General features: G+C 48.6%; 17 protein-coding genes. 11 read left to right on the top strand and 6 right to left on the bottom strand.

The genetic code is table 11. The annotated features are described in order from the left end of the window. Positions 1–7 precede the first annotated feature (7 nt). From HZ996_02260 to HZ996_02235, 6 genes are all read left to right on the top strand, one after another. Positions 8–1,561, top strand: a complete 1,554-nt coding sequence (locus tag HZ996_02260) for a sugar porter family MFS transporter (GenBank protein ID QTN38010.1) — start codon at positions 8–10, stop codon at positions 1,559–1,561. A 2-nt stretch (positions 1,562–1,563) separates the two neighbouring features. Then, positions 1,564–2,781, top strand: a complete 1,218-nt coding sequence (locus HZ996_02255) for a glycoside hydrolase family 16 protein (GenBank protein ID QTN38009.1) — start codon at positions 1,564–1,566, stop codon at positions 2,779–2,781. Between the two features lie 2 nt (positions 2,782–2,783). Then, positions 2,784–4,259, top strand: coding sequence for a glycoside hydrolase family 30 protein (locus HZ996_02250; GenBank protein ID QTN38008.1), 1,476 nt, complete (start codon positions 2,784–2,786; stop codon positions 4,257–4,259). A 129-nt stretch (positions 4,260–4,388) separates the two neighbouring features. After that, on the top strand, positions 4,389–7,712 hold the full coding sequence (locus HZ996_02245; GenBank protein QTN38007.1) for a hypothetical protein: 3,324 nt from the start codon (positions 4,389–4,391) through the stop codon (positions 7,710–7,712). A gap of 38 nt (positions 7,713–7,750) precedes the next feature. Beyond that, complete coding sequence (locus HZ996_02240; GenBank protein QTN38006.1) at positions 7,751–11,869, top strand: carbohydrate-binding protein; 4,119 nt, start codon at positions 7,751–7,753, stop codon at positions 11,867–11,869. Positions 11,870–11,876: 7 nt separating this feature from the next. After that, a complete protein-coding gene (locus HZ996_02235) occupies positions 11,877–13,133 on the top strand; it encodes a glycosyl hydrolase family 17 (GenBank protein QTN39988.1) in 1,257 nt (418 codons plus the stop codon). Between the two features lie 16 nt (positions 13,134–13,149). On the opposite strand, the gene HZ996_02230 is transcribed toward HZ996_02235, so the two are convergent. From HZ996_02230 to dprA, 3 genes are read right to left on the bottom strand one after another with little or no spacing between them, the layout of a single operon-like run. Further along, positions 13,150–13,998, bottom strand: coding sequence for an alpha/beta hydrolase (locus HZ996_02230; protein QTN38005.1), 849 nt, complete (start codon positions 13,996–13,998; stop codon positions 13,150–13,152). After that, positions 13,998–16,301: a TonB-dependent receptor gene (locus HZ996_02225; protein QTN38004.1), complete on the bottom strand. Its 2,304-nt coding sequence runs from the start codon at positions 16,299–16,301 to the stop codon at positions 13,998–14,000. The genes HZ996_02230 and HZ996_02225 overlap by 1 nt, the downstream gene beginning before the upstream one ends. Positions 16,302–16,323: 22 nt before the next feature. Next, positions 16,324–17,427 carry a DNA-protecting protein DprA gene (gene dprA, locus HZ996_02220; GenBank protein ID QTN38003.1) on the bottom strand — a complete coding sequence of 368 codons (1,104 nt, stop codon included), beginning with the start codon at positions 17,425–17,427 and terminating at the stop codon, positions 16,324–16,326. A 125-nt stretch (positions 17,428–17,552) separates the two neighbouring features. On the opposite strand from dprA, the gene gdhA reads away from it, so the two are divergent. Together gdhA and HZ996_02210 are read left to right on the top strand one after the other, a co-directional pair. Beyond that, entirely contained in the window at positions 17,553–18,896 is a 1,344-nt protein-coding gene (gene gdhA / locus HZ996_02215) for an NADP-specific glutamate dehydrogenase (GenBank protein QTN38002.1), read from the top strand. Positions 18,897–18,959: 63 nt separating this feature from the next. Further along, positions 18,960–19,637, top strand: a complete 678-nt coding sequence (locus tag HZ996_02210; protein ID QTN38001.1) for a hypothetical protein — start codon at positions 18,960–18,962, stop codon at positions 19,635–19,637. On the opposite strand, the gene HZ996_02205 is transcribed toward HZ996_02210, so the two are convergent. The 3 genes from HZ996_02205 to asnS are packed head-to-tail and all read right to left on the bottom strand — an operon-like array spanning position 19,634 to position 23,180. Continuing rightward, entirely contained in the window at positions 19,634–20,230 is a 597-nt protein-coding gene (locus HZ996_02205) for a hypothetical protein (GenBank protein QTN38000.1), read from the bottom strand. The genes HZ996_02210 and HZ996_02205 overlap by 4 nt on opposite strands. Continuing rightward, positions 20,230–21,687, bottom strand: coding sequence for an RNA polymerase factor sigma-54 (rpoN, locus tag HZ996_02200; GenBank protein ID QTN37999.1), 1,458 nt, complete (start codon positions 21,685–21,687; stop codon positions 20,230–20,232). The genes HZ996_02205 and rpoN overlap by 1 nt, the downstream gene beginning before the upstream one ends. Before the next feature lie 59 nt (positions 21,688–21,746). Then, positions 21,747–23,180, bottom strand: coding sequence for an asparagine--tRNA ligase (gene asnS / locus HZ996_02195; protein QTN37998.1), 1,434 nt, complete (start codon positions 23,178–23,180; stop codon positions 21,747–21,749). 217 nt (positions 23,181–23,397) lie between these two features. Between asnS and HZ996_02190 the strand changes: the two genes are divergently transcribed. Genes HZ996_02190 through HZ996_02180 form a run of 3 tightly spaced genes read left to right on the top strand, consistent with a single transcriptional unit; the run spans position 23,398 to position 26,497 of the window. Continuing rightward, positions 23,398–24,021 carry a TetR/AcrR family transcriptional regulator gene (locus HZ996_02190; protein QTN37997.1) on the top strand — a complete coding sequence of 208 codons (624 nt, stop codon included), beginning with the start codon at positions 23,398–23,400 and terminating at the stop codon, positions 24,019–24,021. Next, on the top strand, positions 24,009–25,343 hold the full coding sequence (locus HZ996_02185) for a TolC family protein (protein QTN37996.1): 1,335 nt from the start codon (positions 24,009–24,011) through the stop codon (positions 25,341–25,343). Before HZ996_02190 ends, HZ996_02185 begins: the two co-directional genes overlap by 13 nt. A 2-nt stretch (positions 25,344–25,345) precedes the next feature. Further along, the gene (locus HZ996_02180; GenBank protein QTN37995.1) at positions 25,346–26,497 is read left to right on the top strand and encodes an efflux RND transporter periplasmic adaptor subunit; all 1,152 of its coding nucleotides are present in this window, start codon (positions 25,346–25,348) and stop codon (positions 26,495–26,497) included. Positions 26,498–26,518 lie beyond the last annotated feature (21 nt).

The following is a 26,518-nucleotide window of genomic DNA, read 5'->3' as shown; positions in this document are numbered from 1 at the left end:
TGCAACTATGAAGAATAGAGGTATTATGCAAATTGCCCTGATCGTAGCCCTTGGTGGGTTACTCATGGGGTTTGACGCATCGGTCATATCCGGCGTAGTAAAGTTCATTGAACCAGAGTTTGAACTGACGAAACTTGAGCTGGGCTGGTCTGTAGCCTGTTTGACCTTGACGTCCACTCTGGCCATGATGATTGCCGGGCCTATCAGTGATAAGTTTGGGCGACGAGCCGTGTTACGCTGGGCAGCTATCTTATATGCTATTTCCGCCATTGGCTCTGCTTTGGCTCCGAATTTTGTCCTTTTGGTCATTGCTAGAATGATTGGGGGATTCGGAGTGGGTGCTTCTCTCATTTTGGCACCTATGTATATCGCCGAGATTTCGCCTAAAGAATTAAGAGGGAGATTGGTCTCCTTCAATCAGCTCAATATTGTGATCGGTATTTCCTTGGCATTCTTTACCAATTACGCCATTCTTCAATACGCGCAAACGGATTACTCCTGGGTGAAGACTTTGGGCATTGATCAGAATCAATGGAGATGGATGTTGGGCCTTGAGACTATCCCTGCTGTGCTGTATTATTTGGGACTGTTCTTTGTGCCGCGCAGTCCACGCTGGTGTCTCATGCATGAAAACATAAGTGAGGCAGAAGCAGTTCTGGCACGTTTTAACGGACCTGAAAAAGCGCGAAAGGAAATCGATCGAATTACCCAGGCCATCTCTCAGGATGAAGATCAATCAGAGGGTAGTTTCAAAGATTTATTTAAGCCGGCTATGCGTCTCGTTATTACCATTGGAATCGTAGTTGCCGTTCTTCAGCAGATTACGGGGATCAATTCGGTTTTCTTCTACGCACCCATGATTTTCGAGCAAAGCGGACTGGGAACGGACGCCTCGTTCATGCAGGCTATTTTAGTTGGCCTCGTCAATCTGTTATTCACTATTCTGGCCATACTGTTCATTGATCGCCTTGGTCGAAAACCTCTTTTGATTTTTGGTGTGACAGGAATAGTCTTGTCCATGTTCACTTTGGCCTATGGCTTTAACGCCGCAACTTATAGCCTGGATGCAACGGATATCGCTTCCTTTGAAAATGCGATTCCGGCGTTGAGTCAAATAGAAGGAGAGGTCTATAATTCGGAGGCGGGCTTTCAGAGTGCCGTCGAAGGCCTGGAGGGAGGTTCAGAGTTTTACGTAGAGCAAAAGCAATCGCTGTTAACGGCCAGTATCAATTTGAATACAGTGCTCATTTTGGGTGCGATCTTGGCCTTTGTCGCCTCGTTTGCCATTTCTATTGGGCCCGTCATGTGGGTGCTTTTCTCTGAGCTCTTTCCGAATAAGATCCGGGGTATTGCCATTTCATTTGTCGGGTTGATTAATTCCGCTGTTAGCTTTATTGTACAATGGGTCTTCCCGTGGGAGCTCGAAGTATTAGGGAGCTCCTTGACCTTCTTAATATATGGTCTATTCGCTTTAGCGGGCTTGATCTTTATTATTAGAGTGATTCCAGAAACCAAGGGAGTCTCTTTAGAAGAATTGGAGAAAAAACTAGTAAAAGCCTAAGCATGAAAAGAGTAATCATCCCCGCGCTATTGGTTCTTTTTGCCGCATGCCAAAACCCTTCGACCCAAGAGTCGACAAGAGTAGTAGATGATGAAGGTAATTCTTGGGTTGTGTTGCTTGGCGAAGGTGAAGCCCCCGTAAAACTACAAGCTGGTGGGCACCTTGACCTTGAAGTCACGGTACCTACTTGTGGCCGTTACCGGGTAACGTTTGATGCCTCCGGAACAGATAGTTCGACTATTTGGCTGGAGGATTACATGGACAACACCGATGGCCGAACCTACAATATCACGGGTAGTGTTACGCCGCATGGTTGGAAGGATTTGGCTTCGATAGACGGTAGCCCCTTGGATACTGGCCTTCATCCAATGCGCTTACATGTGGATGGAGGAGCAGTCGAGTTAAAATCCCTTGGATTTGAATTGATTCAAGAACGAGTGGCGAGCCCGAATGTCCATGTCCAGAACATGGAAGGTGATGAGTGGGAGCTGGTTTGGAGTGATGAGTTTGACGGAACGGGATTACCTGATTCTACCAAGTGGTCTTACAATATTGGAAACTGGGGTTGGGGTAACAACGAACCTCAGTACTACACGGACGGTCAAATCGAAAACGCACGTCAAGAAAATGGAACCTTGATTATCGAGGCACACCAAAACGAAATAGGGCCCGCTTGGACTTCTGCTCGTTTAACAACTCAAGGAAGACATGCCTTCCAGTATGGGAAAGTGGAATTTAGAGCGAAAGTGCCACCTGGTCGCGGAACCTGGGCGGCAGGTTGGCTTTTAGGAGAAGCCTATCGAGACGAAATTTCCTGGCCTTATTGCGGGGAGATTGACGTATTGGAGTGCGTTGGTTACGAAATTAATGATACCACGGGAACTGGATTGAACCATGCGACCTGTCATACTCGAGCTTACTATTTCAAACAAGGGAATCAAATAGGGTCAGAAATTGAGGTGGACAGCATGTATCAGCAGTTCCACAACTATACCATTGAATGGCATCCGGATCGGATTGACGCCTACTTGGACGGGGAGTATTACTTCACCTATGACAAGAATGCCAATGAATTGGAATGGCCATTCGATAAACCTCAAAACATCATCGTGAATCTCGCCGTAGGCGGAGGCTGGGGAGGGGCTCAAGGAATTGATACTTCTTGGAAATCTCATCAGTACATTCTCGACTATGTACGGGTATATCAAAAAGTGAATTGATTATGATGGGAAGACTCGCCGTTGCGATTTTAATGCTGTCTTTAGCCTCCTGTAGCCAGCAGGAAGGGCTTACTTATCAGCTGTATAGAAGTAGTGCTGAAGGGGAGCGAATGTCGCTCGTTTCTGAGGAAGAACCATCCCAGGAAGAGGCTCTTTCATGGTCTATTTTTCCAGATACAAGCTATCAGGAGATCAGGGGTTTCGGAGGTGCGTTTACAGAGTCTTCTGCTCATCTATGGACGCGATTGAATCCGAGTCTGCAAGAAGAGCTTATTCAGGCCTATTTCTCGGATTCTGGTGCGGCGTATAATATGGCTCGCACTCATATTAACTCCTGCGATTTTTCGCTCGGGTCCTATGACTATTTAGAAGGCCCAGACACGAGCTTGTCAAGCTTTAGCCTTGAGCCCGATCGAGAGGACATTATTCCCATGATTAAAGCTGCCCAGGGCGTAAGAAGTGATATTCAAATCATTGCTTCTCCTTGGACCGCTCCTCCTTTCATGAAGGATAATCAAGATTGGTTTGGCGGTAGGTTGAAACCCGAATTCTATTCACTTTGGGCACAGTACTTCGTAAAGTACCACCAGGCTATGCAAGAAGAAGGAATTGACATCTGGGGATATACTGTTGAAAATGAGCCCTTGGGGAATGATGCGAACTGGGAAAGTATGCATTACACGCCTGAGGAAATGGCTGAGTTTATCAAAGGTCACATGGGACCTCAGTTCGATTCGGCAGGGATTGATGCGGCCATCTTGACTTATGATCAAAACCGGGGCGAAGAGCTGGAGGAATGGGCTGAAGTATTGCTGACGGATACTGCACTTTTGCCCTACATCTATGGAACTGCGGTTCATTGGTATACTTCTACATATGATTGGTTTCCGAAGAGTTTGAACCACACCCATACTCTTGCTCCACAAAAAGGAATTATTCAAACCGAAGCCTGTGTAGATGCAGAGGTTCCGCATTGGAATGACGATGCATGGTACTGGAAGAAGGAGGCCACCGATTGGGGATACGATTGGGCGAAGCCAGAATCCAAGTACTTACACCCAAAATATGTACCCGTTTTCCGATATGCTCGTGACATTATAGGGTCCATGAATTCATGGGTTGAGGCTTGGGTTGATTGGAATATGCTGTTGGATCCACAGGGCGGTCCAAATCACGTTAAAAATTGGTGTGTGGCACCTGTCCTCGCTGATACGACAACACAAGAATTGTACTACACCCCCTTGTACGATGTGATGCGCCACTTCAGCACTTTCATTCCCCGAGGTTCGGTGCGCGTAGGCCACTCTGAATTACCTGAAGAAATGATGGCCTTGACGGTGAAGAGACCAGATAACTCCCTTATCGTTGTTCTCCTTAATACGGGAGTCGAGAGCTCTTCCTTAAAGGTGGATGTATACGATAAGAACTTGACTTTAGAGGTGCCACCGGCCTCCATCCAAACATTAATTGTCAACTAGAACAACTGAAATATGAGCCAGGCTATTTACTTAGGTAAACAGGCTTTAAAGAATAGCCCAAAGGCGATAGAAGGGTCATTCCTAACGCTGGACGGCGATCGCTTTTACCGAATTTCAAATTACCAGGGCATGGTGCCATTCTTCATGTCTTTGGTGAGTCCGTCAGACCATTGGCTATTTGTGGCGAGTAATGGCGGGATAACTGCAGGAAGGGTCAATGCCGAGTCTTCTCTTTTTCCTTACTACACGGATGACAAAATAATCGACGGCGCCGAGTATACTGGATCAAAGACCATTGTTCGTGTTCAGGAAAATGATCGAACGCTTCTTTGGGAGCCTTTTTCAGCGTACGGGAAGGGCATGTACTCGGTAGATTCTAATCTGTATAAGAATACACATGGAAATCGCCTTCGATTTGAAGAAGTCAATCATGATCTTCAGCTTCGATTCGCTTATGAGTGGTCGTTTTCGGATCGCTTCGGAATTCTTCGTCAGGCGTGGATCGAAAATTTAGGAGAGGATCATAGATCCGTTGAGCTTCTTGATGGAATCCAGAATATACTTCCGGCTGGCATAGGCAGCGCTCTACAGAATGGAAGAAGCACCTTGGTGGACGCCTATAAAAAAAGCGAGTTGCTGGATAAAGGCCTCGCGGTATATAGTTTGAGCGCGAGAATTATTGACCGTGCTGAACCCAGTGAAGCATTGGTGGCCAATACTGTATGGTCTGTAGGGCTGGGCGTAAAGAATTACCTGCTTTCCAATCATCAGCTTGACGCTTTCCGTAATGGACTTGACGTTCAAGAGGAGTCTCACAATAATGGTTATAAGGGAGCCTATTTCGCGCATGCGGATTGTTCTTTGGGAGCTCATCAGGCCAAGACTTGGTTCCTGGTATCTGAATTGAATCAATCCACTGCTCAAGTGATGGATTTGCAGGCCCAATTAAATCGTAATACTGAAGCAGAACTCCAAGAACTTCTTCAGAACGAACGCGATTTAGACCAAGAGCGCCTGAGGGCTATAGTTGCAAAAGGAGATGGTCTTCAGTGTACGCAACTTGAAACGGTCACAACACGTCATTACGGAAATGTGTTGTTCAATGTCATGCGAGGGGGGTTGTTCGAGTCAGCCTACCAAGTAGATCGAGAAGATTTCCGTCATTATGTCAATCAGGTAAGTACCCGAACGGGAATGAAGTGGGATGATTTACTTCGCTCCTGGCCTGACGAAATTCATTATGACGATTTACTCAGTGAGGTGAAACGCTGTGAGGATCCAGAACTAGAGCGAATCACTTTAGAGTATTTGCCGTTATCCTTTAGTCGGAGACATGGCGACCCAAGTCGACCCTGGAATATTTTTAATATCCATACTCGGGGCGAAAATGGAAAACGCCTCCTCTCTTACGAGGGGAATTGGCGGGATATTTTTCAGAATTGGGAGGCTTTAGCCTATGCCTATCCGAGGTTTGTCCAAGGGATGATCTCGAAGTTTTTGAACGCTTCAACCATAGATGGATACAACCCCTATCGCATTTCTAAGTCTGGAATAGATTGGGAAATTATAGAAGAAGATGATCCATGGGCGTATATCGGGTACTGGGGTGATCATCAAATTATCTACCTCCAGAAGTTATTGGAGCACTGGGAGCGTCATGAGAGCACGGCGATTTCTTCGGAATGGAATAGACCACTCTACACCTATGCGAACGTGCCTTATCGCATTCGATCGTTTCAGTCAATTTTGGAGAACCCTAAGGATACCATCGATTTCGATGCCACATTGGATTCCCACATCAAATCGGAAGTGGAGCATTTGGGTAGTGATGCCAGAATGATTTGGAAAGACAATCAACTGATCAAGGCCACACTTGGTGAAAAACTTCTTCTCACTGCTTTAACTAAGATGTACAACTTAGTTCCAGATGGTGGGATCTGGATGAATACACAGCGTCCTGAATGGAATGATGCGAATAATGCATTGGTGGGTAATGGAATGAGTATGGTAACGCTATACTACCTCAGACGATACCTGAATTTCCTGCGTGAAAAATGGGTGGATGTCGACCTGGAATTAAACGAGGCTATTCGCGAATTACTCACTTCTATTGTAGGACAACTCGAAGAGCATAAGTCGTATTTGACCATTGGGTTTGATCCTCGGACCAGATATGAGTTTGTGCATGGATTAGGTCAGGCTGGAGAGCGATATCGAATTAAAGCATACGGTTCGGAACTCGGTGCACGGACATCCGTGTCATCGGCTGAAGTACTCGGGTTTCTGAACTTAGGTCTTGCCTATTTGGATGCTAGCATCGCCTCGAATGTTCGAGAGGATGGTTTGTATCATGCCTATAATCTAATGCAGCTGAAAGGGGATCAGATTAACTTGAGGTATCTCTACGAGATGTTGGAAGGTCAGGTTGCCATTTTGAGTGCTGGCTACTTAAAGCCAGAGCAAAGCTTAGATCTGCTCAATGCCCTAGAAAAAAGCGCCTTGTTCCGTGAGGACCAGTATAGTTATTTGCTTTACCCGAATCGCGAGCTTGCTGACTTCGAAGTGAAAAACAACATTTCTGAAGAATTCTCGAGAAGCTCTATACTGCTAAAAAGCCTAGCGGAAGAAGAAGGAAACGGGATTGTAGAGCGCGACGGGAATGGTGTATTTCATTTTGCGAGTGAAATATCGAATGCATCCGACCTGGAGGAAGCGCTTAGATCCTTGGAACACGGCCCTTTTGCACATGATGCTGAGAAAGAGCGCACGAAAATAGTGGATGAATTTGAACGGATTTTTGACCACCAGTCATTCACAGGACGGTCCGGAACGTTCTATGCCTATGAAGGATTGGGATCAATTTACTGGCACATGGTTTCTAAACTACTTTTGGCTGTGAATGAAACACTTGTTTTAGCTCATAAAGAAAACTCTGATAGCGAGGTTCTGGGTAAGCTGATTGATCACTATTATTCCGTCCGTGCTGGAATAGGATTGAACAAAGGGCCTCAACTCTATGGTGCATTCCCCTTTGACCCATACTCACATACCCCGTGGAATCAAGGAGCCAAACAGCCCGGAATGACCGGTCAGGTCAAGGAAGACATTTTGAATCGTTGGTCGGAGCTCGGGCTTCAAGTAGAAAATGGTGAACTGGTGCTTGACCCCTTTTTCTTTGATAAGAAGGAGCTACTGGAAGTTCCCGTTGAGTTTCAATATTACGATCACCTTGGGGTACCACAGGTTGTTGAGCTTGCTCCAGGTGAGTTAGCGTACACGTATAACGGCCTCTTGATTCGATATTCCAAAGCAGACCAAGCACGACTGGAGCTCATAGACCTTGATGATCAAGTGAAAGTAATGCCGGAAATGCGTGTTTCCAATGACCATTGTAGAGGCATATGGAGTCGAAAACACAACTACAAGGAATTAAGGCTTAGCTATTCATTCTAACAGGCCATTAGCCCGCGCTGATAGTCCAAAAAACCACCATGAGCAAATCACTTCTTTCTAAAATTGCACTTTTTGGACTATTCGTGCTCTCTTGGGCAGCTTCTCACGCCCAAGTTGTTCAGGTGGGTCAAGGTTCGTATACAACCGTTTTTCCAGGAGTGGACGCGGCCGGCAGGAATAGTTTTCCATCGGGGACTCCATTTGTTACAGGACCTGCTGCCAATAAGCCGGTACCCACAAATGAATGGTGGTCGCACAAGGTTAAAAATGCACACTCCTCGAATCTTTTCAATTATCCATTTACCATGGAGACTAAGAACCAAGGCTTGGTTGCTACTTATGTACCTTGGGGCCCCATTGATGCCTTCGACCCTGTTGAAGTTGGTGTCGTTGGGCTCAACGCCTCTTCGGTTAATGTATCTGACTTTGACGATTGGACGTTTACCATGGATTGGCAAGGGGGGAATCATCATTTTCAGGCCAAGACAGGGATAGGAATGCCGTTCATTTATTTTGAAAAGGACGCTATGAGCTTGGCCCAAGTTGTGGTGAACCAAGGAACGGTTACTGATTCAGGTTCTTACCTCATTGTAAAAGGAGTCAACCAAGGAGCAGATTTTGCCATTTACGGTCCAAGCGGCTCTACTTGGTCACAAAATGGAAACACCTATACTTCCACACTGAACGGCAATACATACTGGTCCCTTGCTTTTCTACCCCTTGGAGGGAACGCAGAGGTCTTAGCTCAAAGCTTTAAGCAGTATGCCTTTGTTTTTCCGGACGAGTGTCGTGCGAATTGGAGCTTTGACGAACAGTCATCAGTGGTAACCACCACCTTTGACGTTCAAACAGAGGTCAAGGAAGGAACAGATTCTCTTTTCCTTCAAGGACTCTTGCCCCACCATTGGGCAAACCTTGCGCCGGGAAGTACCATAAATACGAGTCATGAATACATGACGGTTCGTGGCGATCTCAAATTGATGGAAGGAAACTCATTCACAGTAGAAAATACCTTCTACGGAATTCTACCCACCCTCCCCAATGTCAACTGCCGGAGTCTCTCCTATGATCCCGCCAAGCTCAAAGAGAAGATTGACCTGATCAAAGGAGATCAATTGGCTACTTGGACGGATTCGTACAACGAAGGCCAAATGATGAATAGGCTTATTCAGACGGCGAGAATTGCGGATGAAATGGGGGACTCGGCATCTTTGAACACCATAGTAGCAACCATTAAGGAGCGTTTAGAGGATTGGCTGAAGTACAATTCAGGTGAGGTAGCTTTTTTGTTCTACTACAACGACGATTGGGATGCCTTAATCGGATACCCAGCGGGTCACGGACAGGATGACAACATTAATGATCACCATTTTCATTGGGGTTATTTCATACACGCAGCCGCCTTTTTGGAGCAATATGAACCGGGATGGGCCAATGGCTACGGCTCCATGATCAACATGCTCGTTCGCGACGCGGCGACAGATGATCGCCAAGATCCACTATTCCCTTACTTGAGAAATTTTAGTCCGTATGCCGGTCATTGTTGGGCCAATGGTTTTGCTTCATTCCCTCAGGGTAATGATCAAGAGTCGACATCCGAAAGCATGCAGTTTAATTCCTCGTTAATTCATTGGGGCTCTGTCACTGGGAACGACTCCATTCGCGATCTAGGGATCTACTTGTATACCACAGAGCAATCTGCCATTGAAGAGTATTGGTTCGACATGTATCAGCGCAATTTTGGCCCTAGTCAGCAATACGGACTGGTTTCCCGGGTCTGGGGAAACAGCTATGATAACGGAACCTTCTGGACCTCCGACATTGCCGCTTCGTACGGAATTGAATTGTACCCGATTCATGGAGGTTCCATGTACTTGGGACACAATCTGACCTATGCCGCCCAAATTTGGAGCGAAATTGAGCAGCACACGGGGATTCTCAACAATGCGCCAAACGTGAATCTGTGGCACGATATCATGTGGCAATACTTGGCCTTCACGGATCCAGATCAAGCTTTGAGCTTGTACGATTCCTATCCCGATCGGAACTTGAAATTCGGTGTTTCTGATGCCCAGACCTACTACTGGCTGCACGGCATGAAAGTGCTGGGTGCCCCGGATACGACCATCAAAGCGGATTACCCTGTGGCGGTGGCCTTTCAGGGAGGTGGAAGCCCCATCTACGTCGCCCATAATTACGGGACAACTTCACTTGATGTTACTTTTTCTGATGGTTATGTGTTGACTGTTCCTCCAGGCAAGCTGGTGAGCAGCTTGGATGCGGGACTGGAAGGAAACCTCACCATTCTATTCGATCGAGCCTATACCGGAGGAAGTGCTGAACTCGAGTTTCAGGTGCAGCAGGGAAATCCCTCCATGGTTGTCCTTTATCAAGGAGAAGATAGCGTGGCCTTCAGCACCGCGCCACCCCATGATTTTACCATGAATAACTTACCCGCCGGGGTCCACAACTTCCATGTGCGGATGTACGATTCTTTGAATTGTGCGACGTCCAACATCGTCTCCATGACGGTGGGAGAGCAAGTCCCCTATCAGGGTGTTCCTGCCACCATTCCGGGCAGTTTCTGGGCAGGGGATTACGATTACTTCGAAGGCGGAATCGCTCAAGGAATCGCCTATCAAGACCTAGACATCGTCAATCAAGGCGACTACAGAGTACACGAATGGGTCGATGCCTCAGATCACCCCTCAGAAGGCCCCGTTATTGGATGGCTGGGGGCTGGTGAATGGCTCGAATATACCGTCGATGTCCAGACGGCAGGCATGTATGATGTGGTCTTGCGCTATGCCTCTGGAAACAATGCGGGCGGAGGTCCCTTGCGGATTGAATCCGACGGTCAAGTCGTGAAGAACAACATCACCTTTAATGGCACTGGAGATTGGAACGTCTGGGCCTCGAAGACGATCACCAGCGTTCCTATGAAATCCGGAAAACAAATTATTCGCCTATTCATCGAGCACGGCGAATTCAATTTGGGTGAGCTACAATTCACCCTTACGGGCTCTCTACCGTTTTCTCAGCCCGTTGCCGACGCTGGGTCCACCCAAGTGATCGTTATTCCCGCCAGCTCTTCCACTTTGGATGCTACAGCCAGTTCAGATCCAGGAGGTGCGGCTTTGAGTTATACTTGGACGCAACTCTATGGCCCCACATTGGCTACCCCGAGCCAAATAAATGGGGTAATGCCACAGATTAGTGGTCTCCAAGAAGGGGTGTACAAGTACAAGTTGGAAGTGGATAATGGAACCTATTCTGATATTGATGAGGTCTTCGTGGTCGTCGGGAACAGCCCCAACGTTCCGCCGACCACCAGTATTCTGTTCCCCGGGAATGGCGACACCTTTGTAGAGGGCGAAAATCTAACGATATCCGCGACGGCCAGTGATCTCAACGACAGCATTAGCCATGTGGACTTTTACTTAAACGGGCAGTTCTACGGTTCCTCGAACTCGATTCCTTACGAAGCCAGCTGGACGGCCAGTCTTGGTTCTACGGAATGGCGATCCTTGGCCTATGATCACCTGGGAGACTCCACGTGGTCAGCCCCGGTTGTTCTCCAGATCGATTCAGCGCCTCCCTGCGATGGGGTGAGTTACAATGGTGACTTCGAATGGCGGTTCTCAGACGATGACAACAACCCGACCCTCACTTTCATTCCCAGTCAGACCGGTGTAGGTAGCCCTACCTGTATACTCTATTACGGGACCGATCCGAACGGCATGCCTGGGTACGGTGTAACGCCGAATGTTCCGTATACCATCTCGGCAAGTAAAGGCGAATTGATTTACTTCTACTACACCTACTCTTATCCGGGTGAAGGTGAACGCAATAACTCCGCCAATAAGGATACTTATGTCATTGGAACCTGCGTCGAAGCGATTTCCTTGGAAGAGTATCCCTTCGGTACAATTAATGTTTATCCCAATCCGAGTTCAGGACACTTCACTGTTCGTCGTGAGTCAAGCGCGCCAGCGGCATTCCGTATTCAAAATTTCTCCGGGCAGGTGCTTATGCAAGGCGATTTGGAATCCAACGAGTACGAGCTGAATTTGACCCACTTACCGGCGGGCATGTACCTCTTGAATGTCAATCAGGAAGGCCATCAAACCAGCCACAAACTCCTAATAATGCGCTAATCAAATGATGAAAGGGATACAGGTGATTTTCGTTCTCAGCTTGAGTTTACTTTGTGCCTGCGGCACGATGCCAAAGCCCACAGCCAAGGACATCCTCGGAAACCCTGATTATACGGCAATTGCCTATGGTGGATACCGAAACCAAGACCGGTCGGTTGCCCCCAGTGTAGAGGAGATCAAAGAGGATTTAAAGATTTTAAGTGCCCTAGGAATCCGAATCCTTCGAACCTACCACGCGCGATTGTACGATCACACTCCTCGATTACTCCAAGCCATCCGCGAGATGAAGGAAGAGGAACCAAATTTCGAGATGTACGTAATGCTCGGGGCTTGGATGCAGTGCGAAAACGCCTGGACCTCTGAACCGATTCACGATCGGCCCGATGCCACAGAGAATGAAGCGGAGATCCTTCAAGCCATAGATCTAGCCAATGAGTATCCCGATATTGTCAAGATCATTGCTGTCGGAAACGAGTCCATGGTTCACTGGGCCTGGGGTTACTACGTACATCCGAGAATCATTTTGAAAGAGGTTCTAAGGCTTCAGGAGTTAAAGGCGAAAGGCGACCTTCCATCCGACCTTTGGATCACTACCTCGGATAATTTTGCTTCATGGGGAGGAGGCGATGGATCGTACCACCTTCCTGCGCTCGATTCATTGATCATGGCGGTCGACTATTTGAGTGTCCATTCGTATCCCTTTCACGACACACACTACGATCCTGACTGGTGGTGGATGCCCGTTGAACAAGAATCCTGGACGAAAAAGGAACAGATTGCGGCCGGAATAGATAGAAGTGTACAACGCGTTAAGAGTCAAATCGAGGCCGTCTCTGCGTACATGCAATCATTGGAAGTGGATAAGCCTATTCATGTGGGAGAGACGGGTTGGGCAACTGCAGACAACGAACTATACGACAGTGCAGGATCTGGAGCAGCTGATGAATACAAGGAAATGCTCTATCACGATCAGATCCGTACGATGCTTCAGGATCAAGGAATGTCCTGCTTCTATTTCGAGGCTTTTGATGAACCTTGGAAAGGCGGGGATAACCCCGGTGGAAGCGAGAATCACTTCGGATTGATTACTGTGGACGGCGTGGTTAAAATGGCGTTATGGGACGCCTTTGACGAGGGTGATCTTGACGGCCTGACTCGAGGTGGTCATGCCCTTCGGAAAAGCCTAGACGGAAAAGCTGAAAGAGCTCTGGAATTGGCCTCTGTTCCGACAACAAAGTCCGAAGAGTCCGAAACAGAAGAGTAGCATTCTTCCTTTATTTCTATTTAGCCGGCATTAAGAGTTCCATGACCGTGGGAACATCCGTTATATGTATAGGATGGTCTCGGCCCGGAAGAGTGATCATTCTGGAATTCTGATCGGGCAATTGCTTCATTATAAAAGATGCATTTCCATAAGGAACCAGACCATCTTGATCTCCGTGAACGATCTCTACGGGAACACGAATGGAGGAGTACAAGGACAGAACATCCTCTTGGGCTTTCGGATGGGTCAATTTTTCCACGTTGGACACCCAAATAAAGCGGGGCAGGATATACTTGAAGACTTTAAAGTTGATCCAATGAGATACGGGGAAAATGAGCTCGTTGTCAGGGTCAAATTGTCCTGATAAAGAGATGACCTTTTCGACCCGTTCTGGGGAAAGGGCTCCAACCAAGACAGCCACTGGACCTCCATAACTATGGCCCACAACAAGGGCTTTCTGATCTTCATTCTCCAGAGCCTCTGCACATCTCAATGCCTGTATCCAAATAGAAGGCTCAGCCATGCGAGGCTTAGTTGCTCCGTAGCCTGGACGTTCTACAAGAAGGAGTCTATACTGATCGTAGAGTGCGCTTTGCTTGGCTATGCCCAGTCCGTCAAAGAGGCTTCCCGGAGCGCCGTGGATGAATAAAAGTGGGGGCTTTTCCGATGAGCCAATTTCCAAGAAACGAGTTCCGTCGGCGGACCATCGGACTGTTTTTGGTTGATCTATGTTGCGGAACATCCAAAGGGCACCCTTTTCTGTAGCCAAGTAGCGATCAAAGGATTCAAGGGCCAACAAGAGGAAAACGACCAGCCCCAAAAGAATTAACCCTATCCACTTAAAAATCGCCAGCACTAAATGCATTAGAAGCGAGCTTGTAGTTGCAGGGTATACTGAACCGGTGGACCAATTTTCGCTGGTCTAATGATGACCTCGCGATTGAAGGCGTTCTCGATAATTCCTCGAATCTGAAGATTGTCATTGAACGAATAGCCTACTCTGAAATCCCACAAAATATCGCCGTTGTTTAGTCTTGCTCTACTTTCAGATATTCCAGGAGCCTGGAGGGCGAATAATTCAGATTCAAAGATCAGGTCAATGTTAGCCATGAAGTCATTGAGCCGTGTTGACGCCCCGAAAGTCCATGGCCCGTAGTCGAATTGCAAGTCAAGTTTGAGGAGGTGCTGATATCGGTATTTGAGTACACCGCTGGTATCACTACTCGTGTTCGCGTATGTCAATGAATCGGGCCAAAGTTCTCCGATAGGAAAGCCAGTAGCATATACTTCATTTGGATTGGCAATTTGAGGGTCCATGTAGGTATAGCCACCCATCAGCTGCCAGCGACTCTTTCCCTGACGATACTCAAGTCCTGTGCTCAATTCAAAGCCTCGAATATCGGTAGTTCCGATATTGATGCTCTTGAATCCTAGCCCAAAGAATTTATTGATGTCTGATATTTCGGCCCAACGCCCAAAAGTAAACTCCATCATATCGTTGTAACGCATCCAAAAACCGGCGACATCTACAAAACCCAAAAATCGTCCTAACCTGATACCTTGTTTGACTCCGATTTCCGCACTCCATCCGCTTTCCGGTTGAAGGTCTTCACTAGGGTAAATATAGACCCCTCCGACATTGGTAAGGATGTACTTTTCTGCAATGGTTGGAAAGCGATATCCTTGGCCAAAGCTCGCGCGAACACTGGTCCCGGAGGAGATGGCGTAGTTTATTCCGCTTCTCAATACCGGTCTCTGAAACGTTTCATCGTCTAGTCGGAAATACTCATATCGCCCACCAAGCGAAAACTTCAGTTTCCCAAACTTTTTATCCAACTGAAGGTAGGCAGCCAGGTTGTAGGTGGAATGCTCGCCTTGAAAAATCTCCGCATCAGTACTTGCCCAATTGTTCACGATTCCACCAGTAAAGGCGATGTCCTCATTCACAAAGTACTGACCTTGATACTCCGTGTAGTTGGTTCGATAAAAATTATCATAGGAATTCGAAAGTGAACGAGATGTGTTGATATTGGACATGAACCTAGCCTTGAATTGATGCGACCAGCGGTTCTTCTTCCAAGAGATATAGGGATCGATGTAGTAGAAATTTGCTTCAGTCACAGTATTTGAGCTGTCGAGAGGGACGTATCCGTTTTCTTCTGAGTCCCAAATCAACGCGTCACCGCTTTTCCTATAATTTATATTCGAACTGATTCCGTAGCTCCAAGGGGATTGGGTGTTGCTGTGATGCCAAGCACCCTCAAGTCTGATTCGGTGATCTTCTATTTTGTACTCATACCCATCGTCACGCAGTGCGTGACCCCCAATAATGAATCCGTCGGCTCCCGAGGACCAACTCGTCGACCAGTTTACACCGGAGACGGTTTGCAGACCATCCCACCATTGTAGTTCTTCACGCGGGGCCTTGCCATACGCGCCAGTGAAAAGAGTTAGTTCGGTCACTAGGGTATCTGAGGGGCGTTTTGTTCGTACGTTGATCACGCCGTTGAGCGCTGAGGAACCGTAAAGAGCACTACTGGCTCCTTTGATGATTTCTATTTGATCCACCAACTCCGTCGGAACGGACTTCCATTGAACTTGACCGGAACCTCCGTCGATAACAGGTAGGTCATCAATGAGCACTTGAACCCGTGTTCCGGCCCCGTAGCTCCATCCGCTTCCTCCCCGTATATTGGCCTGATCCTCTATAATGCTGACGCCTGAAGACTGCTCCAGTACAGATTGAATCTCGTAGGTGTTTTTCTCATTGATGAGCCTCGGAGAAAGAATATCCATGGAAACCGTCACCTCATCTAGTCTCTGATCAAACTTACCCGCTGTCACGGTTACTGCAGAAAGGAATTCATTCTGAGGTTTGAGCTTGACCGTGAGTTCAAGACCATTTGAGGTTACTTCCAGGTCGTTGAAGATGCGTGGTTCATATCCGATGAAGCTAATTTCAACATCGTAGCTCGCCGGACTAAGGTCAATTTTAAAGTTCCCCTGGGCGTCTGTAGCCGTTCCGTATTCGAATTCAAGTACTCGAATGTTGGCGCCAGCAAGGCGTTCACCGGTTTGGGCATCTTCAACCGTACCCGTAATACTCTGCGTTCTCCCTAGGAATGGGAGAAGCAAGAAAGACAAAAGATAGATGACTCCATACCGCATATCGAAATGTACAAAAAGCGCTTCATCCAGAGCGGACGTAGTGATGTGCCCCAGTATTGCGAATGAGGCTGCGCAGCTCTAATTGCATGAGTAGAGGCAAGAGTTGTGCCACGTCCATTCCCAGTTCGGCCGAAAGAGTATCCAAAGAACACCCTTCTTCTGAGGAGATGAGCTTCAAAATAAGCGAAGAGGACTCGTCGAGGTCTAAAGGAAGACGAGGTTGAATAGGGGTTCCAGTGGGTTTCCATCCCAGAAGGTCCGTCAGATTTCGGGAGTCTTCAATGAGGTGAGCTTGGTGTGTGCGGATGAGGCTATTGCATCCCTGTGCCGACTTGTCTTCGACTCGACCTGGAAGGGCGAAGACATCTCGGCCGTAGTCATTGGCCAGTTTGGCGGTGATCAGTGCACCGCCTTTGCGGGCTGCTTGGACCACGACACAGACATCGGCCAGTCCTGCAATGATCCGATTTCGGCGAGGAAAATGGCCACGGACGGGCTGTGTTCCAGGAAGAAATTCAGAGATCCATGCCCCGTCTTTAAGAATGTCGTGGGCGAGTTTCTTGTTGAGGTCTGGGTAAATACGGTCAAAGCCGCAGGCGAATACCGCCCAAGTTGGAAGGCCGTATTCTAAGGCCCTCCTGTGGGCCTCGGCATCAATACCAACGGCCAGTCCTGAAAGTATTACGGGTTGGTAGGGAACAAGATGCTGAACCAAGTTCCGGACAAATCGTCGTCCGTATTCAGAGGCGCTACGTGCACCGACGATGGCGACGGTTCGAGGAGCTTCAAATGAAGGTGTTCCTCTGGCGTACAGAAGTGCAGGTGGGTCTGGTATTTGTGAGAGCCGAGAAGGATAGTCTGGATCATTTGAGGCGAGGATTGAGTCGGAGCGGGTCTGAAGGGATTTAAATTTCTCTTCGGCATAGGGAAGCCATTGTGTGACCTCTTGGGGAATTCGCCGAATCCACTTGTGGAGTTTCTGAGGTGTTCGAGCCAAGTCTGTTGCCCGCGTTGAGCTTAGGGCGGAAGCCTTTGGAAAGTAGTGCAAGAGCTCTTGCAGAGTGGCAGGCCCGAGGCCGTCAATCTGCATCAGGGCCATGCGAAAAATGAGTTCTTCTGAGTCCATAGGTCGAAGCTAGACGACCTCAAGGACAGCTTTTGGCACTCGGCACATCGGCCCGTAGGGCCAAAAAAAAGTTGCACCTTAAGTTTTTCTTCTACTTTTGCTGAAATAACTACACACTTCACAGTATGAACGCTACACAAAAAGAGTTCATGGATCGCGTAACTGCGAAGAATGGCCATGAACCAGAGTTCCTGCAGGCAGTGCAGGAGGTGGCTGAAACGGTAATCCCGTTTATTGAAGAACATCCCAAGTACAAAGAGCACAAAATTCTCGATCGGATCGTAGAGCCCGAGCGCGTGTTGATGTTCCGTGTGCCTTGGATTGATGACGAAGGCGAGGTTCAAGTGAACCGCGGTTTTCGTATTGAAATGAATTCGGCGATTGGGCCGTACAAAGGAGGTTTGCGCTTTCACCCATCAGTGAACCTCAGCATCTTGAAATTCTTGGCCTTTGAGCAAGTCTTCAAGAACTCTTTGACCACCTTGCCTATGGGCGGTGGAAAAGGAGGATCTGATTTTGACCCTAAGGGCAAGTCGGATAATGAGGTGATGCGCTTTTGTCAGAGTTTCATGACCGAATTGGCGCGCCACATTGGCCCAGACACGGATGTTCCGGCTGGAGATATCGGTGTGGGTGGTCGTGAGATTGGCTACCTTTTTGGACAGTATAAACGCTTGCGTAACGAGTTTACGGGAGTATTGACCGGGAAAGGACACAACTGGGGAGGAAGCTTGATTCGTCCCGAGGCGACCGGATACGGGAACGTCTACTTTGCAGAGCAAATGTTGGAGACCAAAGGAGAGTCCTTCAGCGGTAAAGTCGTGACGATTTCTGGTTCGGGAAACGTGGCTCAGTTTGCCTGTGAAAAAGCGACTCAATTGGGAGCCAAAGTGGTGACCATGAGTGATTCAGGAGGATTTATCTACGATGCCGACGGTATCGATGCCGACAAACTGGCCTTCATCATGGACCTTAAGAACGTTCGTCGCGGACGTATTAAGGAGTACACGGAGAAGTATCCAGGTGCGGAATACCACGAAGGCAAACGCCCTTGGAGCATGAAGTGCGACATTGCTCTTCCTTGTGCGACACAAAATGAGCTCGATGGAACGGAGGCGCAAGCCTTGGTGGACAATGGTGCAATTTGTGTGTCGGAAGGAGCAAACATGCCTTCTACGCCTGAAGCGATCGAGGTCTTCCACAACAACAAGATCCTCTTTGCTCCAGGTAAGGCGAGTAACGCCGGAGGAGTAGCGACGAGTGGATTGGAGATGAGTCAAAACTCCCTTCGATTGAGCTGGACGCGGGAAGAAGTGGATACTCGTTTGCACAGTATCATGAAGGAAATTCACAAGTCTTGTGTCCAGTACGGTAAAGATGCTGACGGGTTCGTTGATTATGTGAAAGGAGCCAATATTGCTGGCTTTGTGAAGGTTGCAGATGCCATGATCGACCAAGGGGTCGTCTAAGTAGTTTCAAATATTTTTGAAAGACCCTCGGAGAATGTTCCGGGGGTTTTTTATTTTAGGACTATGAAAAAACTACTACTGATTTTCGCCCTAGCGGGCGGATTAGCCGCTAGCGCACAGGAACAGTTCGGGCGAGAGCTGTTCATTTACGACATTGGAACGCCTCTACTTCAAAGTGCTGACCCCATCAGTCAAGATGGCCGATTCAGTTGGTCGCACTTCTTTACCGCCTACCGTGATGTGGCCATTGGCCAATCGAACAACAGTGTGGCGATTGGATTGGGAATGGGTTGGACGCAGGTCAACTCGAACTTGAATGGAAGCGTGAATCCGCCCAATACAGAAGGGGCCGGTGAAACGGTTTGGCGTCTATTGGATGACGGAGAAGATCCCACGCGGAACCGTACCGCATTTCGCCGTATCTATGTGCCGATTGAATTCCGCTACCGCGGGAAGCCCAATCCAAATGGAGGGTACTTCAAGGTGCACGCCGGAGTTCGTGTCGGTTGGAACTACTCCACCATCAACTACTACAAGGAAGGAACCTACAGCGTCAAGACCTTCGGCCTGAGCGGAACAAATGCGTTCCACGCTGATGCGGTCTTGCGGATTGGATTTGGAGAAGGAGCCTTTAGCTTCACCTATTCACTGGCCGATCTATTTGACGGTGCGCAGTTGCAAGATGGAACAGAATTGAGCGGACAGGCCCTGACGATCGGCTTTTCGCTGATCGCGTTCTAAAGAATCATCACCGTAAATACGGGTACAAAGCCCACCAGAAATCCGATATACACCTCGGAAGGCTGGTGGGCTTTGAGGTGTATACGGGTGGTGCCAAGAAAACCAGCCAAGAGCAAGAGGGGTCCTAAGAGGTAGAACAGATTGATTTGACTGAGGACGGATATACCGAGAACTCCTCCGATCAGCCCTCCCATTCCGGCCACGTGAACGCTGGCCTTGATGACTTGATTGACAAAAAAGCCGATGGCCAAGGACAAGGTGATGCCTTGAAGAAAGTGAAGAATGTCTACTGGTGTATATAGGTGTTCCAGAATACGCTCCGTAGAGTAAACCGCCAGTGCTGAGAACAGAAGCGGCCAAGACCGCTCTTGGCGATTGGGCAACTCAATACTTTGCACCATGCCAAAAAGCATCATCAGAATAACGAGAAGTGCGGGAAGGATGTAGGTTCCGGCGAACACAATGCCCACGAAGAGGTAGTAGTACTCTTCCGGTATTTGGATGGGCGAATACGCATTGATGAGCAGGACTCCGAGGGTCGGCATGATCATCGGGTGCAGGAGGTAAAGAAAAAAGCGTGAAATCCAGGTCATCAGAGTTGCTTACGTAAACGAGCGACCGGAATGTTTAATTGCTCGCGGTACTTAGCAACAGTTCGACGCGCGATTGGGAAACCTTTTTCTTTGAGCGCTACAGAAAGCTTCTCGTCAGTGATGGGCTTGCGCTTGTCTTCCTCGCCAATGAGATCCTCCAGGATCTTCTTGATTTTCCGCGTAGAGACTTCTTCTCCTTCTTCATTGGTCATCGCTTCACTGAAGAAGTTCTTGATGAGGAAGGTTCCGTAGGGCGTTTGAACATACTTGCTGCTGGCGACCCGTGAGACCGTCGAAATATCCATGTGAATCTCATCGGCAATATCCTTGAGGATCATCGGCTGCATCATGCGCTCATCACCGGTTAAAAAGTACTCCCGCTGTTTTTCCATGATGGCGTTCATGGTGATGTACAAGGTGTGTTGACGCTGCTTGATGGCATCGATAAACCACTTCGCCGAATCCAGCTTTTGCTTGACAAAGAGGACGGCCTCTTTTTGCTCCTTGTTCGCTTTGTCCTTGGTCTTCTGAAAATGCTGAAGCATCTCATTGTAGCTTCGGCTAACGTTCAGTTCTGGTGCGTTTCTCGAATTTAAGGTCAACTCCAGCTCCCCTTCGACAATTTTGATGGTGAAATCGGGAATGACCTGAGCCGCACCACGCGTGTTTTGCGCAGCGGAGGCACCCGGTTTTGGGTTCAGCCGGACAATTTCCTCGATGGCGTCCTTCAATTCCTCTTCGGAGATGTCGAGTTTGCGCGTAATTCGTTCGTAGTGCTTCTTGGAAAACTCATCGAAGCACTTGTCCAAGATGCAAATGGCGTTGGTCACGGCGAGGCTCTGGGCCTTCCGATCCAACTGCAGTAAGAGGCATTCTTGTAGATCCCGGGCACCCACTCCCGGAGGATCCAAAGTCTGCACCACTTCCAAGGCTTCCTCCAACTTGTCGAGGGTGGTAAAAATGTTCCGGGTAAAGGCCAAGTCATCGAGAATGGCCATCAGCTCCCGGCGAATATAGCCGTCGTCATCTACGGCGCCTACAAGGTATCGTGCGATCTCACCCACCTCCGAATCCATCTTGATCATTTGAAGTTGATCCAAGAGAATCTGGGTAAAGGTGGCCCCTGCGGTAATGGGTACGCGTGCGTCCTCATCATCCGCTGAATGATTGTTGGCGTGGAGGCGGTAGTTCGGAATCTCGTCATCGCTCAAATACTCGTCGACGTTGATGTCCTCCGCTTCAATGGTATTCTGTTCCCGGTCTTCGTAGTCATCGAAGTCCGTAGACGTATCGTTGTCGAAATCGAGGGAGGCTTCTTCCAGAGCCGGGTTGTCTTCCAACTCCTGCTTAACCCGTTGCTCCAACGCCTGTAGGGGCAACTGAATCATCTTCATCAGCTGTATTTGCTGAGGAGATAACTTCTGGCTAAGCTTCTGTTGGAGCTGTTGTTTTAGCATTTTTAGGTCTGGTTACAAGCGACTCATCAAAAGTCGTACCAGACCAAAAATAGAATAATTTAGAAAGACGCGCTACCTGGGAATCGAGGAAATGGAATAACGTCACGAATATTTCCCATTCCGGTAATAAATAGGACCAATCGCTCGAATCCTAAACCGAAGCCACTGTGTGGCGCAGTACCGTATTTACGTGTCTCCAAGTACCACCAAAGCTCTTCCTCGGGAATGTCGAAGTCGGCTACCTTCTGGCGAAGGACATCGAGGCGTTCTTCCCGCTGCGATCCACCCACGATTTCGCCAATGCCCGGGAACAAGATATCCATGGCCCGCACCGTTTTGCCATCTTCATTTTGGCGCATGTAGAAGGCTTTGATGTCTGCCGGGTAATCGAACAGAATGACAGGTGCTTCAAAGTGCTTTTCGACGAGGAATCGCTCGTGCTCACTCTGAAGATCCGCGCCCCATCCGTCGATCAGGTAGTTGAATTTCTTCTTTTTGTTGGGCTTGCTGTTGCGCAAGATGTCAATGGCCTCTGTGTAGGACACGCGCTTGAACTCGTTTTCGATGACGAATTTGAGCTTGTCGCGCAAGGCACGAGGTGAACGCTCGGCCTGAGGCTTCGATTTCTCCTCATCCAAAAGACGGTTCTCCAAGAAAGCGAGGTCTTCGTCACAGTGCTCCATGACGTATCCGATTACTTCTTTCAAAAAGTCCTCAGCGAGGTCCATGTTGTCGTCCAAGTCGGCAAAGGCGACCTCTGGTTCAATCATCCAGAACTCCGCCAAATGACGGCTGGTGTTCGAGTTTTCCGCCCGGAACGTAGGGCCAAAAGTATAGACCTGACCCAAAGCCATGGCCCCGAGTTCCGCCTCCAACTGTCCCGATACGGTCAGGTTCGTCGGTTTGTCGAAAAAGTCTTGTTCAAAATCAACCGCGCCATCTTCGGTGCGGGGCACGTTTTCCAAATCCAGCGTGGTCACTTGGAACATCTCCCCAGCGCCTTCCGCATCGCTCCCCGTAATGATCGGGGTGTGCATGTAGTAGAACCCACGGTCGTTAAAGTACTTGTGGATGGCATAAGCCACGGCATGACGAATCCGGAAAACGGCACTAAAGCTTTGTGTCCGAGGACGCAAGTGCGCGATCTCCCGAAGGAATTCCAAGCTGTGCTTCTTGGGTTGAAGGGGGTATTTTTCGGGATCTGCAGTACCGAGGACCTCAACTTCACGCACCTGAATTTCCACGCTCTGTCCGCGTCCTTGACTCTCTACGAGCTCACCGGTGACGCGCACGGCAGCACCCACGGAAATCTGAGCGAGGACCTCTTCCGAAGTGTTCTCGTGGTCTACTACCGCTTGAATATTGGTCAAGCAACTTCCGTCATTCAGCGCAATAAAACGGTTGCTCCGAAAGTGGCGCACCCATCCTTTGGCTGTTACTTCTTCACCTATCCTTTCGCCGCTCAGCAGCTCTTTGACCTTGATCCGTTTCATGTTCTAATCTTCTGAATCTGACCCTGCAAAGGAATTTATTTCCACCCACTTAATCAAGCTGTACCGCCACAATTGTAGCGCCTACGGCGCGATGCTGGGCCATCGGCCCGCAGGGCCTTAACGTGCGCTTAACTCATTCGAAACAAAAAGAAAAGGGAAACATTTTTAAACAAAAGTGTTTCCGTGTAGTTACATTCACTACATTTGCCCCCGAAATATGGAACAAGAACTAGAAGCAAGGATCAAAATGCACGCTCTCCAGATGTTTATGCAGCTCGGAGTGCGGAGTGTGACGATGGATGATGTGGCGAGGGATATGGCGATCTCAAAAAAGACGCTTTATCAGTTCGTCGATAATAAAGCAGACCTGGTGGATAAGGCCTTCACCTTTTTGGTGGATACCACTATTCCCCGAGTGCATGAAATCTGGGAAGCCCCAGGAAATGCTATCGATCACATGTTTATGTTGGATGAGTTTATGTGCGGTATGGTGGAAGCTCACAATCCCGCCGCTAAGTTCCAACTCAAGAAGTACTACCCGGCCACCTGGAAGAAGATCGAGGAAATTCGTTTCCGAGAATTCATGGTGACCATCAAGACCAATATCACAGCCGGAAAAGAAGAAGGTCTGTACAGACCAGAACTCAACGAGGAGCTGATTGCGCTGATGTATTTCGGCAAAGCGGACCTCATGACGGAAGCGGATTGGTTCCCCATCGAAGACTACGACATCACACTAATCAGCCACGTGAGTTTGGAATACCACCTCCGTGGCATTTGTTCACCCCTGGGGTTAGAATACCTCGACAAATTAATCGAAGAGAAGCAATGGAAACACTAAAAAAAGTGCTCATTGGATTGCTGTTGTGGCCCGTCTCCCTGGCCGCACAGGATTCTACGAGTTTCACCTTGGCCGAAGCCATCGACTTCGCTAAAGTGAACAGCTACGCCCTGCGCGATTCGGAATTCGAAATCGAGAAGGCGAAGCGCCTCGTCAAAGAAACCTTGGCCATCGGTTTGCCTCAAATCGACGGATCGGTTTCCTACAACAACTACCTGGAAGTGCCCATTCAACAGATTCCCGGAGACTTTGTCCCTGGCGGAAATCCGGATGAGTTGATTGAAGTGCAGTTTCAGCCCGAGCAAAACATGGGCTTTGACATCACGGCCAACCAGTTGATTTTCGACGGATCCTACATCGTGGCGACTAAAAGTGTCCGCGTATTTCTGGAATTGTCGGAAAAGTTGAAGGTGAAGACCGAGTATGAAATCACGAACGCCATCATCCAGCTCTACGCCCAAGTATTGGTCGCTCAGGAGAATTACGATGTATTGACGGAATCCGCCAAGAGCCTACGCGCCACCTTGGAAGAGACCACGGCCCTTCAATCCGAAGGATTCGTGGCGGAACAAGACGTGGACCAGCTCGCGCTCTTGGTGCTGAGTACCGAGAATCGTGTGCGGCAGGCCGAACGTCAAAAAGGCGTCAGCTTGAACATCTTGCTCTTTACGATGGGATTGCCCCTTGACAGTGAGATTGACCTCGTGACACCTTTGGACAATATCGTGAACATCGCAGGAGAAGAAACCCTTGTGGGCGACTTTGACTTCACCACCCATATTGATTATCAATTGGCCGAAAACCAATTGCGTACGGACGAGCTCAAAATGGCGAACGAGCAGGCAGCTTATATGCCGAGCCTCAGCGCGTTTTACAGCTATCAGCAAAACAGCCAGTCGAACTCCTTTAATTTCTTTGGAGATGCGGCTTGGTTCCCCACTCAGCTTCTCGGAGTGCGCATGAACGTGCCCATCTTTGCCTCTTTTGGACGCAAGAATGCGGTAGCTCAAGCGCGGATCAATGTGGACCAAAGTTCCATGAACCTGGAGCGCACGGGCCGTGACATCATGGTTCAAGTGCAACAAGCACGTGCCTACTACTATCAGGCTTTGGACAACTACGTGACCTCCGAAGAAAATCTAGAACTCTCCAGTCGAATCAACAACAAGGAATTGACCAAGTACAAAGAGGGAATCTCTACGAGTTTGGATCTGGCACAAGCCCAGCGACAATTCTTGGATAGTCAAAATGACTTTATCAACTCTACTTACAACTTGATCGACGCTAAATCGAACTTACTCAAAGCACTTAACCGTTACTAAAAATGAAAAAGTTTATCCTCCTTACTGTTGTCGCAGCCGTAGTCGCTGCCTGCGGTACCACCCCTACAGAAGATACTTCGGACTTGGGTCAATTGAGAGCTGAAAAAGACTCTTTGATTGTCTTGTCTCAGAAAGTGCTGGATGAAATTTCTGTCTTGGACGAGAAGATTTCAAGCTTGGATACGAACGCGAAGCGCGCCTTGGTTTCCATCCTTCCCGTTAGCCAACAGAACTTTGAGCACTACTTCAGCGTGCACGGAGTTGTTCGCGCCAACAAGAACGTGACCCTCTATGCCGAAAGTGCAGGGAATGTCACCGGAATGAACGTGAAAGAAGGCCAGCGCGTAAGTGCAGGACAAGTATTGGTCGAGCTGGATGCTGAGGTGATGAAGAGTCAACTCAAAGAAGTAGAGACCAACTTGGCTTTGGCCATTGACTTGTACGAGCGTCAAAAGCGTTTGTGGGATCAAAAAATTGGTTCAGAAGTGGATTACTTGAATGCCAAGAACCGCAAGGAAGCTTTGGAGCAAAGTAAGGCTACCTTGGAGCGTCAAATCCAAATGGCTCAAATCATTGCTCCGTTCTCTGGTGTCATTGATGAGGTCTTCCCGCGCAAAGGGGAATATGTTGGACCATCATCTCCTGTGGTACGCTTGATCAACTTGGATCAAACCTACTTGGAGTCAGATGTCAGTGAATACTATGTGAGCAAAGTAAAGGCAGGTACTCCAGTACTGATTGAATTCCCTTCTTTGGACACGACCCTAGAAGCGAAAATCACCCGTACTGGAAACTACATCAACCCGAACAACCGGACCTTCAAATTGGAGGTTAACCTGACCAATGTGCGCGGGATTGAGTTGAAGCCAAATCTTTTGGCCGTGGTGAATGTGATGGACTACAACGACGAGGAGGCCTTGGTCCTTCCAGCGCGTACCATCCAGCAAACACCAACAGGTGAGAGCTTTGTGTACGTCGTTTCTCAGGGAACCGGTGTGGCCAAAGTGCGCAAGCAAATGATTACTACTGGGTTCACCTATCAGAATATGACGGAGATTACCGAAGGACTAAAGGCCACGGACTTTATCGTGGACAAAGGTGCTCGATCTATTCGTGAAGGCCAGGACGTCCGAATTGCGGCGAACACGCTATAAGAACCTCCAAAAGAACTTCTC

The organism is Cryomorphaceae bacterium (assembly GCA_017798125.1).
GTDB lineage: Bacteria > Bacteroidota > Bacteroidia > Flavobacteriales > ECT2AJA-044 > ECT2AJA-044.
Note: the sequence above shows the minus strand (reverse complement) of the source record. Positions and strands in the feature narration are given on the sequence as shown.